This window comes from Sanguibacter keddieii DSM 10542, from assembly GCF_000024925.1.
Classification (GTDB): Bacteria; Actinomycetota; Actinomycetes; order Actinomycetales; family Cellulomonadaceae; genus Sanguibacter; species Sanguibacter keddieii.
The window spans coordinates 1,450,185-1,464,342 of record NC_013521.1; the positions used below are offsets into that span (position 1 = coordinate 1,450,185).

Sequence of the window (14,158 nt, forward strand, 5' to 3'; positions counted from 1 at the left end):
TGGCATGGCACACGACATGGACGCGCTGCTGCGCACCCTCCAGGCACTCGACGACAGGGTCTCCGCGCTCGAGCGCGCGCCCCGGCCCACCGCGGAGGCCGGGCCTGCGCACGAGGTCGGGACGGCAGGCGTCGGTGCGACGCCCGGACCCTCCGACACCTTCTGGGCTCTCGACGGGCTGCGTGCTCGCCGCCCAGAGCACCCCACCACCGAGGACGGGTCCGTGATGCTCACCGGCTCCGTGACCCTGCCCGACGGCACCCCCGTCGAGTGGCAGCAGGGCGCAGGCACCGCAGGCCTCCTGGAGGTCGACTGGACCGACCGCGCCGCGGCCCTCGCGGCCCTCGGCCACCCGGTGCGGGTCGAGCTGCTGCGCCACGTGCTCTCCGGCACCCGGGCGACCGCCGACCTCGCCGCGATCGACTCCCTCGGCACGACCGGTCAGCTGCACCACCACCTGCGCCAGCTGCTCACTGCCGGATGGTTGCGGCAGGCAGGGCGAGGGACGTACGAGGTGCCGCCGAGGCGCGTCGTCCCGCTCCTCGTCTGCCTCGTGGCGGTCGAGCGATGAGCGCGGCCCTGGCGGTCTACAGGGTCCGCATGCCGCTCCTGCTCGGTTCGGCGGTGACGATCATCGCGGCGACCGTGCTGTCCCTCGCGCTGCCGGACGGCCCCGTCGCCTCCGTGGTCGGGGTGCTGCCACTGGTGGGAGTGGTCGGGATGCTGGTCGCGTTCTCATCCTCCCTACCTGCCGCCCGTCATCTTCCGGCAGGGGAGCCCGTCGTGGTGCGGTCGCCCGTCGTCGGACGGTGGGCTGCACTCAACAGCCCGGCGACCAAGGTCCCGAGCCACGGGGTGCGCGCCTACGGCCAGGCCTACGCGATCGACCTCGTCCACGAGCCTCTCGACCAGGACCGCCCGGAGTTCGGCTCCGGTGCCGCGATGCGCGACGTCGCGGACTACCCGGCCTTCGGGCAGGACGTGCGGGCGATGGTCGACGGCGTCGTCGTCACCGCGCACGACCGTCAGCGGGACCACCGCGCACGCTCCTCGATGGCCGCGGTCGTCTACATGATGGCCGAGGGGATGCTGCGCGAGCTCGGCGGGCCGCGGTTCATCATCGGCAACCACGTGGTGATCCGCACCGACGACGGCGTGTTCGCCCTCGTCGCCCACCTGCAGCGCGGCTCCGTGGCCGTGCGGGAGGGGGAGAGGGTGCAGGCCGGTCAACGCATCGGGTCGTGCGGGAACTCGGGCAACAGCAGCGAGCCGCACGTCCACGCCCACCTCATGGACCGCAGGTCCGCATGGACCGGTCAGGGGCTCCCGATCGCGTTTACCGACGTGGCCGTCGAGGACGCCGCACCGGGCGTCGGGCTCCCGGGCAACGGCGAGCACATGACGGTCCGGTAGCGGCGAGCACCGTGGTGCGGAGGTGCCGTCGTCGTCCTGGTGACGCCTTGCGGCCTCGGCGGACCCGGGCGATCCTGGGAAGCCCCCACCGCCACACCCGACGGACGGAGACCCGTGGACCTGGCCGAGATCTTCCGCTGGCTCGGCGCTGCCGTGCTGCTCGTGGTCACCGTCGTGCTCGTCGTCAAGGGCGTGCGGCTGATGTCGCGGGCAGGCCGCTCTGACTTCGCCGAGCAGTTCCCGGACCGTGAGCGGCTCGACGTCCAGGGGGAGGGGTTCCGCACGCTCATGCTCGCCGCCTTCGCGCTCCTCGCGTCAGCCGGGGTGGCCGTGCTGCCGGGCCTTGCGGCCTGACCTCAGCTCCTGAGGGTCTCAGCGGCGCTACTCGCCCTGGTGACCCTCAGACGCCGGCCAGGGCCGGCGCTGCTCCGCGATCCGACGCTCCCGTGCCTGGCGGTCCTGCTCCTCGCCGCGCCGCCGGAGCTCGGCACCCATCATGGACGCACCGAACGTGACGCAGGTCAGTCCCAGGAACCAGGCCGCGACCGGACCGTCGAAGAAGATGTAGAGCACGGTGACCCCGACCCCGACGGCGAACAGCAGGGCACCGAGCCGCACCCGTGCGCGTGGGGACAGCTGTGCGTACCGCTCTCTCAGCGGCGTCGTCGTGCTCATGGTCGTCCTCCCCCCCGTGCGGAGCTCGTGGTGCGGCGGACCGTCAGCCGGCGTCTGCCCCGGGCGTCCGCCCCCCGCGGTCATGAGTCGTCGACGCTACCGAAGTCTGCGGGGCATGTCGCGGCGAGCAGCACCGGGTGCCCGGTCGGCATGCCAGCGCCCACGAGCCGTCAGGACCTGACGCCTCGGCCCTCGATGTGATGGGATGTCCGTCGACCGCTTCACGAGAGGGACCCGATGGCAAAGCTGTACTTCCGGTACGGGGCGATGAACAGCGGCAAGAGCACGGCTCTGCTGCAGGCCGCGTACAACTACGAGGAGCGGGGCCACCAGGTCCTCCTCGCGAAGCCGGGCATCGACACCAAGGCCGGCCGGGCGATCCAGTCGCGCCTGGGGTTCGACCGCGACGTCGACTTCATGGTGGGGGAGGGGCAGGACGCCTACGCCCTGTTCCAGCAGCACCGCGCGCACGTGCAGACCGAGTCGGGCCGGGACGTGAGCTGCCTGCTCGTCGACGAGTCGCAGTTCCTCTCGGCCGGCCAGGTCAACGACCTGCTGCGCATCGCGACCCTCGACTCGATCCCGGTGATCTGCTACGGCATCCGCACCGACTTCCAGACGGCGGCCTTCCCTGGCAGCCGGCGCCTCCTCGAGATCGCGCACAGCCTCGAAGAGCTCAAGACCATCTGCCGCTGCGGGCGCAAGGCGATCTTCAACGCGCGGTCCGTCGACGGCGTCTTCACCTTCGACGGGGCCCAGGTCGCGATCGACGGCGTCGAGGTCGGCTACGAGTCGTTGTGCGCCGCCTGCTACCTCCGCGAGAGCGGCGGGCACCTCACCCGCTGACGGGTCGTGCGCGGCTCGGACGTCTGACCTGCGGTGGCACAGCAGGCCCTGGCGTGGCCTGCGTCACAGTCCTACGGTGAGGGTATGTGCCGGAACATCACGACCCTGAGAGGTCTCGAGCCCCCGGCGACCGACGAGGAGATCGCGGCCGCCGCCCGCCAGTTCGTCCGCAAGGTCACGGGCGTCCAGTCCCCGAGCGCGACGACCGCGGAGCCGCTCGACCGGGCGGTCGAGGAGATCGCCGCGATCGTCACGCGCCTGCTCGACGAGCTGCCCGCCAGGCGGCAGCCGCCGACGACGGTCCCGCCGCTGCGGCGTCCCGAGGTCCGGGCGAGGCTGGAGCATCTCCACGACCACGACCACGACCACGACCACGACCACGACCACGACCACACCGTGCCCGCTGCGCGCTGAGTCGCGTCGGGGTGGCTGCGGCCTGAACGGTGCCGTCAGGTGAAGCGGCGCAGGTTCCGCGGGTGGTTCTTGGCGACGCGCTCGTTGCCACGCTTGTAGTTCCCGGTCACGGTCGCCATGAGCAGCTGCGGGTCGCCGGTCTCGACGTCTCGCAGGAAGTCGCGGGCGGCTTCGCCGCGCAGCCGGGCGGCCGTGCGGCCGTGGTGGGTCACGACGACCAGAGCGTCGCCGCGGACGGTGTACTCGAATCCCTCTGCGTCGGCCATCAGACCAGTCTGTCTGCTGGGCGACGCGAACGGGAGCGTCGAGAGCCCCTGGCCTGCAGGTTCACCCGCACCGCCGTCCGCGTCACCTGACCGGGGCTCGTCACCAGCGGTCGTGGACGTGGGTCCGGATCGACTGGTCGTAGATCTCCTCGAACCGCGCGAGCTGCTCGTCCGTGAGCGGCGGGAGGTCGGCCGCGGCCGCGTTGCCCTCCGCCTGGGAGGCGTTCCGTGCACCGGGGATCACCGTCGTCACGCCGGGCTGGTCGAGGATCCACCGCAGCGCGAGCTGCGACGTGGTCGCGGTCGAGCCCTCGGGCAGGATCGCGGCGACTTCGCGGGCTGCGGCCACCCCCACCTCGAAGGGCACGCCGGCGAAGGTCTCGCCGACGTCGAAGGCGGCGCCGGCACGGTTGAAGGTGCGGTGGTCGTCGGCCGCGAAGGTCGTCGACTCGTCGTACTTGCCAGACAGCAGGCCGCTCGCGAGCGGCACGCGCGCGATGATCGCGACCCCGGCCTCGCGTGCGGCGGGCAGCACCTCTTCGAGGGGCTTGCGACGGAAGGCATTGAGGATGATCTGGACGCTCGCCACGTTCGGGCGCGCGATCGCGGTGAGTGCCTCGGCGCAGGTCTCGACCGAGACGCCGTACGCGCCGATCGCACCGTCGGCCACGAGGGTGTCGAGGGCGTCGTAGACCGCGTCGTCGGAGAACACCGGCGTGGGCGGGCAGTGCAGCTGGACGAGGTCGAGGGTGTCGACACCCAGGTTCCGTCGGCTGCGGTCGGTCCACTCGCGGAACGCGTCGAGGGTGAAGGCGCTCGGCTCGTGCGGGTCGGCCCGGCGGCCCATCTTGGTGGCGACGCGCACGTCGTCGACGCCGCGCGCGTCGAGGAACGACCCGACGAGGCGCTCGCTTCGACCGTCGCCGTAGACGTCCGCGGTGTCGAAGAACGTGACGCCCGCGTGGGCGGCGGCGCCGAGCACGCCGTGCGCCGAGCCCTCGGTGACCTCACCCCAGTCGCCGCCGAGCTGCCAGCAGCCGAGGCCGACGGAGCTGACGGAGAAGGGGAGGCGTGACGCTGTCCTGATGTCCATCGCCCCAGCCTAGGGGGTGCGAGGTCAGCGGGCCCGGTGACGGTCGCGGAGGTGCTCCCGCCAGGTCTGGGTGGCCATCCCCACGAACAGCGCCACCGCGACGCACCGCCAGACGACGCCCCACGTCCCGGTCCCGTCGTCGAGGACCGCCGTGACCGCGTTGTACCCGCAGAGCCCGGCGAATGCCGTGTAGAACCACGCCGTCGCGAGCCTCTGCCGCCGCCTGGGTGCCGGTGAGTCGTCGAGCAGCTCGAGGGCGTACACCTCGGGGGAGCCGAACTCGTCGTGCGGGTGCGGTGCGCCGCTGTCCTCCCAGTGAGCGCGGGCGTCGGCGACCTGGTGCCGGACGGTCGCGCGAGATTGGTAGTAGCGGCCGCGAAGGAGACCGCCGAGGCGCTCGAACCATGCGTCTGCGGGGAGGTCGCGCGACGTGTCCTCGGCCGATGCCGGGGGTTTGAGGTTGACCGCGACGACGGTGAGGGCGACGCCGAACGCGAGGACGACGAGCACCGGCACGTCGACGAGCGGGTCGCGGTCGCGGAGCGACACCGCGACGGTCGACGACGCGACGATGCCGAGCGCACCGGCAGTCCACCAGCCCCAGCCGCGTCGCAGCAGCCCGGCTCGGCGGTCGAGGAGGCCCCAGAGGATCGCGACCCACGAGAGCAGGACGCCGGCGAAGAGCGCGACGTGCGCGGGAGACGCGGGTGCGGTCCAGCCGGAGGTGAGCAGCAGGGTGATGCCCACGACCGTGACGCTCGCCCCGGCGGTCAGCAGGAGGAGGGTCCAGCGGCTGCGCGGCGTGCCGCCCGCGAGGTCGACGCTGGCGCGGTCCTCGACCGGTACGCGGTCGCGGACGACCTCGTGCGCGTAGGTGTCAGCGTCGCCGAAGAGCTCGACGGCCGGTCGTCCGGACTCGAGGCACGCGGTGCGGGCGTCGGCGACGGCCTCGTCGGCCGTCCCTGCGGGAACTGCGCCGTCGAGCCCCAGGCGAAGCCGCAGCCGGTCACCCCACGCCTGGTCGTCGGCGCTGGGCCACTGTGTCGTCGTGTCGGTCATGGCAGGTCTCCCGCGGAGATCGTGGTCGGTGAGGAGGATGTGGCCGGGGTGTCCGGCGCGTCGAGCAGACCGGCGACGGTCTGGGCGAACGGCCCCCACCCGTCGCGCAGCGACTCGAGGTGGGCTCGACCGTCAGGGGTCAGCGTGAAGACCTTGCGTCCCGGCCCGCCCTCGCCCTCACGCCACTCGGCGGTGACGGCTCCGTCGCGCTCGAGCCGGTTGAGCACCGGGTACAGCGCACCGCCCTTGATGGGGCCGAGGCCTGCGGCCTGCAGCTGCTGCACCACGGCGTACCCGTGCGCGCTGCCCCGGGCGAGCACCGCGAGGGCGCAGGTGCCGAGGAGCCCGCGCAGCCACTCCCCGGTGAGGTCGATGTCGTCCATGCGCTCATCGTGACACGGACTAGTCGGAATATCCACTAGTCGTCTGCCTGGATCGTCCGCAGGTACCAGCCACGGCTCATGGGCTTGGTCGATGCCGCGAGGTCTGCCTGCATGGCCAGGTCCTGTGGGAAGGTGGCCTCATGGGGACGACGACGCCGGACAGCGGCACACGGTTCAAGGTGATCATCGCGGGAGCTCTCGCGCTCTTCGTGTGGCAGGCGGTCTCGCTGCTCACCACCGACCGCATCGCCGGTCCGCTGCTCAGCATGACGGGCATGGTCCTCGTCGTGTGCGCCTGCGCACAGAGCCTGCGGAAGCGGTCGAGTGCACGGGACGACAGGCCCGCTGCAGACCGTCCCTGAGGAACGGGACCAACGCGAGCACGAGCTAGCCTTACGGGCGTGGGCTTACGGAACTTCCTCGTCGAGGGTGTGTCAGGCACTGGCAAGACTGCGGTCTGCGACGAGCTGCAGCGGCGGGGCTTCCACGCTGTCCACGGCGACCGTGAGCTGGCCTACCGAGGCGATCCGGTCACGGGCGACCCCACGGTCGACGGAGGCCACGAGCACCACCTCTGGGACGTGGACGCGGTCCGAGCCCTGATCGCGGACCAGACCCGTCCGGTGACGTACCTCTGCGGTGGGTCCCGGAACTTCGCGCAGTTCGTCGCCGATCTCGACGCGGTCTTCGTCCTCGACGTCGATGTCGAGACCCTTGTCCAGCGCCTCGACCAGCGTCCCATGGACGAGTGGGGTCACCGGCCCGAGGAGCGTCAGCTGGTCCTCCGGCTCCATGCGACTCGAGAGGACGTCCCGCGCGACGGGATCGTCATCGATGCGACAGGGCCGCTGGCCGACGTCGTCGACACCATCCTGCGTCTGAGCGTGCAGGATCCCCGGCGGTAGATCTCCCGGTCAGCGGCGAGGCGTCGCCTGCCAGCGGTCGAGCTCCCCTTGGACGCGGTCGAAGTAGGCCGTCTTCGCCCGGGTGTACTCGTCGTAGTCGGGCTTGCCTGCGTTCGCAGCACTGAGCTCGTGCTTCGTCGCCTGGTAGAGCTCGCGTTCCTCCGGGTGGGCGCGGAGCCAGTCTCGGAAACGGGTCGTGTACAGGCCCCACGGCGAGTCGGCGCGCCTGATGTGGAGGACGATCGAGGGTGCCGAGCTGACGAAGAGCGACTTCTCCCAGACGGCATCCTCGACCTCCACCGGACCACGGGGGATGTCGCGGTAGACACCCGGGGAGTCGGCCCGCGATCCTCGAGCCCGGCGAAAGCCCAGGTCCGCGAGCCTCTCGGCAACATCCTCGTCTGACGGGAGGGGAAGGATCCTCACCTGGAGGTCGATGGTGGGCTTCGCATCGAGGCCTGGGACAGATGTCGATCCGATGTGGTCGTAGAGAGCACCGGAGGCGCCAGGGAGGTCGACGAGGCGGAGCTGGATGTCAGCGAGGACCTCGGCAGCCCGGACCGGCCACGTGTCGTCGTAGCGAGCAAGGCGTGCGGGGTTGTCGGGGGCTGTCATGTCTCACCGTGCGTCGACGATGTGTCGGACCGGCACGAGGCAGTCGACCTCGCCCTCGCGGCGGTAGTGCTCGATGTGCGGCCGCGAGGTGTCGTGGTCGGCGTGCGCGAAGAGCTCGTCGAAGGCCGGGCCGATCTGCCCGTAGATCTCGGGTGCCGTCCCGCGCAGGCGTAGCCGGAGGTAGGTGCCTCCGGGGATGACGGTCTCGTCGAGGTCGAGCGGGTTGTCGTCGTCCCGGTCGAGACGGACGGACGACAGCCGGTACACCCCGTCGTAGACCAGCCCCATCATCGCGCGTCCCTGCAGCGAGTCGAACTCCCCCTCGAAAGCGGGCCAGGCCGCTTGCACCGTCACCAGGTCACCCGGCACGTCGCGACTCAGGGCCGAGGCGTCCTCGCGTTCCACGACGTCGATCCGGCCGAGCTCGTGCACCACGGGGTAGTCCGTCATGCCTGCCACCGTACGGGGGTGGGAGGATGTGCGGGTGGATCTGGACCTGTACACGCTCGTGAGCGAGCCGCCGACCCTGGACGACTACCTGCGGCTGCGGGAGGTGTCCGGGCTCACGCCGAAGCGTGCGGACCAGGCCGGACCTGCGCTGGCGAACAGCTGGGCGTGGCGGTCCGTCCGGACGCGTGACGGGGAGACCGTCGCGATGGGACGCCTCGTCGGTGACGGTGGCTGGTACTTCCTCGTGGCCGACATGGCGACGCTGCCCGACCACCAGCAGCGCGGGCTGGGCCGGGCGGTCCTCACGGACCTGCTCGACGAGATCCGCGACCGGGCACCGGAAGGCGCCTTCGTGACCCTCATGGCCGACCTGCCCGGTCAGCGGCTCTACGAGCAGCTGGGCTTCGAGCGACCGACCAACGGGTCGATCACCATGTCGCAGCGGCTCCGCTGATCCTTCTCCAGCCCTGCCGACGACCGGTCGCCTCAGACGTCAGCTGCGCTCGTCGTCCGTGAGCAGCCCCGCTCCGGGGGTCGCGGCGGGGACGGCGGCCACGAGAGCGTGCTCGCGCACCTCGGTGCGCTGCTCCGCAGCGCTGCCCGGCGTGAGGTCGTCGCCGCCGTCGACGTCCTCGGAACCACGCTCACGACGCTCGATCACGACGTTGACCACCCCGAGCAGCACGAGCACCACCGCGGCGACCACCGGGATCGACATCGCGGCGGTGACCGAGACGCGCTCGGCGACGGCGCCCGTGCTGGCCGAGGACAGCGCCTGGGCGAGCGTCAGGGCCGAGGCGAGCATCGTCATCGTCGTGGTCGAGCGGCCCACGGGGCTGCGGTTCCCGGCGAGCGAGAAGATGGTCACGAGGGCCGGGCCCACGCCCAGGCCCATGACGAGCAGCGCGACGACCATCGCCGGGCGCCCGTCGAGCGCGGTGTAGGCGACCGAGCCGACCACCATCACGGCGGAGAAGGCGACCCAGCGCCAGCGGTGCGCGAAGCCCAGCGGCAGTGCGGCGGCCGCGAGGGCGAGCACGGCCGAGCCGATGCCCATCATCCCGTAGAGCAGCCCCGCCTGGGACCCCTCGCCGCGAGCCTCCATGAAGGCCGTGAGCGAGGTGAGGACCCCACCGAAGAAGAACCCGACCGCGAAGGTCGCTGCGACGAGCACCATGACGCGCGGGCTCAGCACCGCCGAGAACGGTGCGCGCTCGGGCGTCTCGTCCGCCTCGGAGCTCGCAGCCCGCGCGGTGGGGTGCAGGGCGAAGGCCGTGACGAACACGAGGCTCAGGACGGCCGCGATCGCGATCGGTGCCCAGGGGGCGAGGAACGACGCGAAGATGCCGACGAGGAACGGGCCGATGACGAAGGCCGTCTCGTCCGCCGCGGACTCGTAGGACATGGCGCGGGCGTAGGTGCGGGTGCGCTGCTCGGGGAGCAGCCTGTCGCGGATGATCGCGATGACGCGGCTGCGGCTCATGGCGGCGGCCTGCGGTGCGCTGAGCCCGATGAGCGCGGCGAGCGTCATCACCAGGGCCGTCGGGGCGCCGGCGAGGACCACGAGCGGGAAGGCCGCTAGCAGGACGCCGTTGACCAGCCCGACGGGGACCAGCACCCGGCGCTGGCCGAACCTGTCGACCACGTCGCCGATCACCGGTCCGGCGACGACCACGCCGATGCCGACGGCGGCCGAGGCGAGCCCGCCGAGGGCCACCGAGCCGTGCACGTGGGTGACGAGGGTCAGCACGCCGACGACCATCATGGCGAAGGGGAGCCTGGCGACGAACGCGACCGGGAAGTACCACCGGCCAGTGTGCTGGATCAGGGTGAGGGGTGATGTCTGCTGTGCCACGAGAGCCTCCACGGCAGCTGGGTGCCGCCTTGCTCCGTCAGCAGGTAGTTGCACATCGGACCGTCACGAGCCCGCAGGCCCGGGTGCTCGACCAGGAGGACCTGGGAGCGCCGCAGAAAACGATAGCACCAGCACGCCCGTCCGGGAGGGTGAGTCCTGTCTCAGATCTCCCGGTGCATCACGTGCAGCCCGACGAACCCTGCAGTCGGGTGCGCGAAGGCGGCCGGGACCGTCGTGAGGACGTCGAAGCCGAGCGACTGCCAGAGCCGGACGGCCGCCTCGTTGGTCTCGACGACGGCGTTGAACTGCATGGCCCGGAACCCGTCGGTCCGGGCGCTGTCGACGGTCGCCTCGGCGAGGGCGCGTCCGACGCCGCGGCCGGCCGCGTCACCGGACACCACGAAGCTGGCGTTCGCGACGTGCGAGCCGGCACCCGGGTGGTTGGGCAGGTACTTGGCGGTCCCGAGGACCCGACCGTCGGTCGGGTCCTCGGCGACGAGCACCTGGACGTGCGGGACGCCGGTCCACGCGGCCCGGGCCTCGGCCTCGCTGATGTCCCGCGGGTACGTGTACGTCTCGCCCGCGCGGAACACCGGTTCGAGGGCCTGCCAGATCTCCGGCCAGTCCGCGTCGGTCGCCGCGCGCACCAGGACCGGCAGACGGTCCTCGGTGGTCAGCGTGGCGTCAGTGGTCACCTGGGCGTCGGTGATCGGTCCGACCTCGTGCAGCGTGCTCATGTCAGGCGCTCGGCTGGAAGTCCGCGTCGTCGGCCTGGAGCTCTGCGAAGGCCTCCTCGGAGTCCCACTGCTGCGGGGCGAGGCTCGGCATCATCGTGGCGAGCTCGCGGTGCCAGGCGGGGAACTGCTGCGGGAAGCAGCGCTCGAGCAGGTCGATCATCGCGGGGACAGCCGTCGACGCACCGGGGGAGGCCCCGAGCAGGCCGGCGATGGTGCCGTCCTCGGCGGTGATGAGCTCCGTGCCGAACTCGAGGACACCGTGCTTCTCGGGGTGGCTCTTCATCACCTGGACGCGCTGCCCGGCGGTGATGAGCTCCCAGTCCTTGGGGTCGGCCGTCGGCATGAAGGTGCGCAGCGTCTTGAACTTGCTCCAGCGCGACTTCGTGACCTCGCTGATCAGGTACTTGGTGAGGTCCATGTTGTCCTTGGCGACCGCGAGCATCGTGACGATGTTGCTCGGGCGGATCGACAGGAACAGGTCGAGCAGCGAGCCCTTCTTGAGGAACTTGGTGCTGAAGCCCGCGTACGGGCCGAAGAGCAGCGAGGTCTCGCCGTCCACGACACGGGTGTCGAGGTGCGGCACGGACATGGGCGGTGAGCCGACGTCGGCCTTGCCGTAGACCTTCGCCTGGTGCTGGGCGACGAGCTCCGGGTTGGTGGTCCGCAGGAACTGCCCGCTGATGGGGAAGCCGCCGTAGCCCTTGGCCTCGGGGATCCCGGCCTTCTGCAGCAGCGGCAGGGCGCCACCGCCGGCACCGATGAACACGAACCTCGCGTCGACCGTGCTGCGGCGCTCGGGGGCGTTCCAGGAGCGGTCGGCGACCTTGAGGCGCCACGAGCCGTCCTTGCGCTGACGCAGCGACGTGACCTCGTGCTCGAGGTGCAGCTGTGCACCGGTCGAGACCAAATAGTCGGTGAGCTTGTGGGTGAGCGCGCCGAAGTTCACGTCGGTGCCCGAGGTCGCGCGCGTCGCAGCGACGGGCTCGTCACCCGACCGCTCGGCCATGAGCAGCGGTGCCCACCCGCCGACGACGGCGGGGTCGTCGCTGAACTCCAGGTCGCTGAAGAGCGGGTGCGCGACGAGGGCGGCGTGCCGACGACGCAGGTAGTCGACGTTCGCGGCGCCGCGGACGAAGGTCATGTGCGGGGTCGAGGCGATGAAGCCCTCGGGCTCGGGCAGCAGGTCAGCGGTGACCAGGTGCTGCCAGAACTCGCGCGACGTCTGGAACTGCTCGTTGATCGCCACCGCCTTGGTGATGTCGATCGAGCCGTCGGCCTTCTCAGGCGTGTAGTTGAGCTCGCACAGGGCGGCGTGCCCGGTGCCCGCGTTGTTCCACGCGTTGGAGCTCTCCTGCGCCACCTCGTCGAGGCGCTCGTAGATGCGGATCGTCCACGTCGGCTCGAGCAGCCGGATGATGGATCCGAGCGTCGCGCTCATGATTCCGCCACCGACCAGGACGACGTCGACCGGGGTGCTGGGGGATGCTGTGCTGTCTGCCACGGCTTCGATGCTAGGCCTCCTCCCGCGCCCGCCTGGGGTCGAGTGATCAAGATCACGGCCCTCGCGAGACGCTGCGAGGGCCGTGATCAAGGGACCCAGGTCCTATGCCGGGAAAGCGCTTGCGATGCTCTCCGACTCCGACGTGATGGTCGCCGGGTCGACGAGGTCGCTCGCCTCGTCGGTGAGCAGCGCGGTCCACCGGTCGAGGATCTCCTGCGCCGTCCCGCTCGTGACCAGGGACGACGTGAGGTCGGCGGTCGCCTGGTCGACGAGGGCGGCGAAGTCGTCGTCGGCGAGGAACCGGGTGACGAGGATGTTGTCGCCGCCCATGCCGCCTCCCATGCCGCCGCCGGGGCGCTGGCCGTCGGCAGCCTCGGCGGTGCCCTCGTCCGCCGTGGTCCCGTCGTCCGTGGAGGCCGCCCCGGTGCCGGGTCCTGCGCCGCGGTCCGGGCGCTGACCGGCGTCGGTGCCGTCGGGCGGGGTCATGCCGTCGGGTGGGGTCATGCCCTCCGGCAGCCCGGCGCCGTCGGGTGCCGTCGCCCCGTCCGGGGGAGTGAACCCCTCGGGCAGGTCTGCGCCGTCCGGTACGGCACCCGCGGCTCCCTCGGGCATCGCGCCTGCGGCCCCGCCCGGCATGCCGCCGCCGTTCATCTGCCCGAAGGCCAGGTTGAGGTCCCAGCTCACCACCGTGAACGCCCCCGTCTCGGAGTCGTACCGCAGGAACGAGTTGTTGCCCGGCCCGTCGATGTCGTCGAAGTTCCCCACGATGTCCTGCATGGCGAGGTACGTCGCGAAGGCATCGACGTCGAGGTGCTCGCCGAGCTCGGCCGCGAAGGTCTCGTCGTCCGACTCGTCGAGGAACTTCAAGAACGCGATGAGAGGCGTGAGGTCGTCCTCGCCCGAGGGGCTCTTCTGGCTGAACACGTCCGTGTACGACGCCGGGTCGTCGCCGCGGTAGCTGTAGTCGCCGTCGGACTGGGCCTTGTAGAGGATGCCCTCGGTGTCGAAGCTCGCCGCGTCCCACGCGTCGTCCGGGTCCTCGATGGTCAGGCGCAGCGCCTCCTCCGAGCCGTTGACCGAGAACCTCGTCGCGATCGCCTGCTCCGTCGCGAGGCCTGCTGCCCCGAGCATCTCGAGGGCGACCGCCTCGTTGAGCGAGGTCTCGGAGGTGTTCGACCGGACCACGAAGTCCGTCGACCCGTCGAGCTCCTGCCCGTCGACGAACTTGTCGAGGCGGATCAGCCACGGGATGTCCTGGGCGTCGGTGTCCGTCCCGACCGACCGCAGCGACGAGTTGCCCTTGAGGCGCAGCCCGACGTCCTCGAAGGTCTGACCGTCGATGGTCACCGTCGCGGTGAGCCACTCCTTGCTGTCCTCCGCGGAGTACGTCTCGATCATCGCGGCGAGCTCGTCCTCGTCGACCTCGACCGAGATCGTGTGGACGGTCGAGGAGTCCCAGACGGTGCCGTCGACGTCGCTCGCGGTCCGGACCGACGAGTCGCCCCAGGTACCGGTCGAGGTGGTCCCCGTCACCGACGACGCGCTCGCGGTCCCCGAGGTGTCGCAGGCCGCGAGCGACCCGACCGCGAGCACCGACCCGACGACGAGCGCCGTCGCCCGGTACCACCGGGAGGGGAGGGCGCCGGCGCGGCGGGTCGAGGGCTGTCCCGGGCGACCTGCGGAGCTGGTCGGCTGGATCTGAGAGGTGGGCATGCTGGAGTCCTTCGGGTGGGGATCAGGTGCTGGCGACCACTCCACCCCGGACGCCTTCGACCGAGGTAGGCGCCCCCTGTGCGCAGCCTGTGGCTCGGCGGGCCAAGAGGTGGCCAGCCCGGCGCGGTGCGCCTCGCGGACCAGTCCACCTGCTGTCCACCGGCTGTCCGCGCCCCGGCAACCCTGCGTTCCTCGGCTGTTCTTACGGTCCGCACAGCCAGGCCATAGGTCCG

The 14,158-nt window shown here is 71.4% G+C and carries 19 protein-coding genes; 8 read left to right on the plus strand and 11 right to left on the minus strand.

Annotation, left to right across the window (positions count from 1 at the left end):
• The first annotated feature begins 4 nt into the window (after positions 1-4).
• The 3 genes from SKED_RS06295 to SKED_RS06305 all read left to right on the plus strand — a co-directional run bounded on the left by SKED_RS06295 (position 5) and on the right by SKED_RS06305 (position 1,767).
• Positions 5-571 (plus strand): ArsR/SmtB family transcription factor, encoded by a 567-nt coding sequence (locus SKED_RS06295; RefSeq protein ID WP_012866296.1) that lies wholly within the window; start codon positions 5-7, stop codon positions 569-571.
• The gene (locus tag SKED_RS06300; protein ID WP_012866297.1) at positions 568-1,413 is read left to right on the plus strand and encodes a M23 family metallopeptidase; all 846 of its coding nucleotides are present in this window, start codon (positions 568-570) and stop codon (positions 1,411-1,413) included. Before SKED_RS06295 ends, SKED_RS06300 begins: the two co-directional genes overlap by 4 nt.
• Before the next feature lie 114 nt (positions 1,414-1,527).
• The gene (locus SKED_RS06305) at positions 1,528-1,767 is read left to right on the plus strand and encodes a hypothetical protein (protein ID WP_012866298.1); all 240 of its coding nucleotides are present in this window, start codon (positions 1,528-1,530) and stop codon (positions 1,765-1,767) included.
• A gap of 27 nt (positions 1,768-1,794) precedes the next feature.
• On the opposite strand, the gene SKED_RS06310 is transcribed toward SKED_RS06305, so the two are convergent.
• On the minus strand, positions 1,795-2,088 hold the full coding sequence (locus SKED_RS06310; protein WP_012866299.1) for a hypothetical protein: 294 nt from the start codon (positions 2,086-2,088) through the stop codon (positions 1,795-1,797).
• A 237-nt stretch (positions 2,089-2,325) separates the two neighbouring features.
• On the opposite strand from SKED_RS06310, the gene SKED_RS06315 reads away from it, so the two are divergent.
• Together SKED_RS06315 and SKED_RS06320 are read left to right on the plus strand one after the other, a co-directional pair.
• Positions 2,326-2,934: a thymidine kinase gene (locus SKED_RS06315; protein ID WP_012866300.1), complete on the plus strand. Its 609-nt coding sequence runs from the start codon at positions 2,326-2,328 to the stop codon at positions 2,932-2,934.
• Between the two features lie 84 nt (positions 2,935-3,018).
• Complete coding sequence (locus SKED_RS06320) at positions 3,019-3,348, plus strand: DUF2277 domain-containing protein (protein WP_012866301.1); 330 nt, start codon at positions 3,019-3,021, stop codon at positions 3,346-3,348.
• A 35-nt stretch (positions 3,349-3,383) separates the two neighbouring features.
• Here the strand turns inward: SKED_RS06320 and SKED_RS06325 are convergent, their stop codons facing one another.
• The 4 genes from SKED_RS06325 to SKED_RS06340 all read right to left on the minus strand — a co-directional run bounded on the left by SKED_RS06325 (position 3,384) and on the right by SKED_RS06340 (position 6,149).
• Complete coding sequence (locus tag SKED_RS06325; protein ID WP_012866302.1) at positions 3,384-3,614, minus strand: hypothetical protein; 231 nt, start codon at positions 3,612-3,614, stop codon at positions 3,384-3,386.
• A 100-nt stretch (positions 3,615-3,714) separates the two neighbouring features.
• Positions 3,715-4,707, minus strand: a complete 993-nt coding sequence (locus tag SKED_RS06330; protein WP_012866303.1) for an aldo/keto reductase — start codon at positions 4,705-4,707, stop codon at positions 3,715-3,717.
• Between the two features lie 24 nt (positions 4,708-4,731).
• Positions 4,732-5,766, minus strand: coding sequence for a hypothetical protein (locus tag SKED_RS06335; protein ID WP_012866304.1), 1,035 nt, complete (start codon positions 5,764-5,766; stop codon positions 4,732-4,734).
• Entirely contained in the window at positions 5,763-6,149 is a 387-nt protein-coding gene (locus SKED_RS06340; RefSeq protein ID WP_012866305.1) for a PadR family transcriptional regulator, read from the minus strand. The genes SKED_RS06335 and SKED_RS06340 overlap by 4 nt, the downstream gene beginning before the upstream one ends.
• Positions 6,150-6,289: 140 nt before the next feature.
• On the opposite strand from SKED_RS06340, the gene SKED_RS06345 reads away from it, so the two are divergent.
• The gene (locus tag SKED_RS06345; RefSeq protein WP_042437838.1) at positions 6,290-6,511 is read left to right on the plus strand and encodes a hypothetical protein; all 222 of its coding nucleotides are present in this window, start codon (positions 6,290-6,292) and stop codon (positions 6,509-6,511) included.
• 39 nt (positions 6,512-6,550) lie between these two features.
• Positions 6,551-7,054, plus strand: a complete 504-nt coding sequence (locus SKED_RS06350) for an AAA family ATPase (protein WP_012866306.1) — start codon at positions 6,551-6,553, stop codon at positions 7,052-7,054.
• A 9-nt stretch (positions 7,055-7,063) separates the two neighbouring features.
• On the opposite strand, the gene SKED_RS06355 is transcribed toward SKED_RS06350, so the two are convergent.
• Together SKED_RS06355 and SKED_RS06360 are read right to left on the minus strand one after the other, a co-directional pair.
• The gene (locus SKED_RS06355) at positions 7,064-7,669 is read right to left on the minus strand and encodes a GrpB family protein (protein WP_012866307.1); all 606 of its coding nucleotides are present in this window, start codon (positions 7,667-7,669) and stop codon (positions 7,064-7,066) included.
• A 3-nt stretch (positions 7,670-7,672) separates the two neighbouring features.
• Positions 7,673-8,119, minus strand: a complete 447-nt coding sequence (locus tag SKED_RS06360) for an effector binding domain-containing protein (protein ID WP_012866308.1) — start codon at positions 8,117-8,119, stop codon at positions 7,673-7,675.
• A gap of 34 nt (positions 8,120-8,153) precedes the next feature.
• On the opposite strand from SKED_RS06360, the gene SKED_RS06365 reads away from it, so the two are divergent.
• Positions 8,154-8,573 (plus strand): GNAT family N-acetyltransferase, encoded by a 420-nt coding sequence (locus SKED_RS06365; protein WP_012866309.1) that lies wholly within the window; start codon positions 8,154-8,156, stop codon positions 8,571-8,573.
• A 39-nt stretch (positions 8,574-8,612) separates the two neighbouring features.
• Here SKED_RS06365 and SKED_RS06370 read toward each other — a convergent pair whose 3' ends face one another.
• The 4 genes from SKED_RS06370 to SKED_RS06385 all read right to left on the minus strand — a co-directional run bounded on the left by SKED_RS06370 (position 8,613) and on the right by SKED_RS06385 (position 13,925).
• Positions 8,613-9,974, minus strand: coding sequence for an MFS transporter (locus tag SKED_RS06370; protein ID WP_012866310.1), 1,362 nt, complete (start codon positions 9,972-9,974; stop codon positions 8,613-8,615).
• A 161-nt stretch (positions 9,975-10,135) separates the two neighbouring features.
• A complete protein-coding gene (locus tag SKED_RS06375) occupies positions 10,136-10,711 on the minus strand; it encodes a GNAT family N-acetyltransferase (RefSeq protein ID WP_081447934.1) in 576 nt (191 codons plus the stop codon).
• A gap of 1 nt (position 10,712) precedes the next feature.
• Positions 10,713-12,212 carry a malate:quinone oxidoreductase gene (locus SKED_RS06380; RefSeq protein ID WP_012866312.1) on the minus strand — a complete coding sequence of 500 codons (1,500 nt, stop codon included), beginning with the start codon at positions 12,210-12,212 and terminating at the stop codon, positions 10,713-10,715.
• Between the two features lie 102 nt (positions 12,213-12,314).
• Positions 12,315-13,925 (minus strand): CotH kinase family protein, encoded by a 1,611-nt coding sequence (locus tag SKED_RS06385; RefSeq protein WP_012866313.1) that lies wholly within the window; start codon positions 13,923-13,925, stop codon positions 12,315-12,317.
• Positions 13,926-14,158 lie beyond the last annotated feature (233 nt).

Bases quoted from the DNA above. Each gene is read 5' to 3' on its own strand.
- SKED_RS06315 (WP_012866300.1), top strand. From the start codon at position 2,326: ATGGCAAAGCTGTACTTCCGGTACGGGGCGATGAACAGCGGCAAGAGC.
- SKED_RS06320 (WP_012866301.1), top strand. From the start codon at position 3,019: ATGTGCCGGAACATCACGACCCTGAGAGGTCTCGAGCCCCCGGCGACC.
- SKED_RS06325 (WP_012866302.1), bottom strand. From the start codon at position 3,614: ATGGCCGACGCAGAGGGATTCGAGTACACCGTCCGCGGCGACGCTCTG.
- SKED_RS06360 (WP_012866308.1), bottom strand. From the start codon at position 8,119: ATGACGGACTACCCCGTGGTGCACGAGCTCGGCCGGATCGACGTCGTG.
- SKED_RS06340 (WP_012866305.1), bottom strand. From the start codon at position 6,149: ATGGACGACATCGACCTCACCGGGGAGTGGCTGCGCGGGCTCCTCGGC.
- SKED_RS06345 (WP_042437838.1), top strand. From the start codon at position 6,290: ATGGGGACGACGACGCCGGACAGCGGCACACGGTTCAAGGTGATCATC.
- SKED_RS06355 (WP_012866307.1), bottom strand. From the start codon at position 7,669: ATGACAGCCCCCGACAACCCCGCACGCCTTGCTCGCTACGACGACACG.
- SKED_RS06330 (WP_012866303.1), bottom strand. From the start codon at position 4,707: ATGGACATCAGGACAGCGTCACGCCTCCCCTTCTCCGTCAGCTCCGTC.
- SKED_RS06310 (WP_012866299.1), bottom strand. From the start codon at position 2,088: ATGAGCACGACGACGCCGCTGAGAGAGCGGTACGCACAGCTGTCCCCA.
- SKED_RS06295 (WP_012866296.1), top strand. From the start codon at position 5: ATGGCACACGACATGGACGCGCTGCTGCGCACCCTCCAGGCACTCGAC.
- SKED_RS06375 (WP_081447934.1), bottom strand. From the start codon at position 10,711: ATGAGCACGCTGCACGAGGTCGGACCGATCACCGACGCCCAGGTGACC.
- SKED_RS06335 (WP_012866304.1), bottom strand. From the start codon at position 5,766: ATGACCGACACGACGACACAGTGGCCCAGCGCCGACGACCAGGCGTGG.
- SKED_RS06385 (WP_012866313.1), bottom strand. From the start codon at position 13,925: ATGCCCACCTCTCAGATCCAGCCGACCAGCTCCGCAGGTCGCCCGGGA.
- SKED_RS06300 (WP_012866297.1), top strand. From the start codon at position 568: ATGAGCGCGGCCCTGGCGGTCTACAGGGTCCGCATGCCGCTCCTGCTC.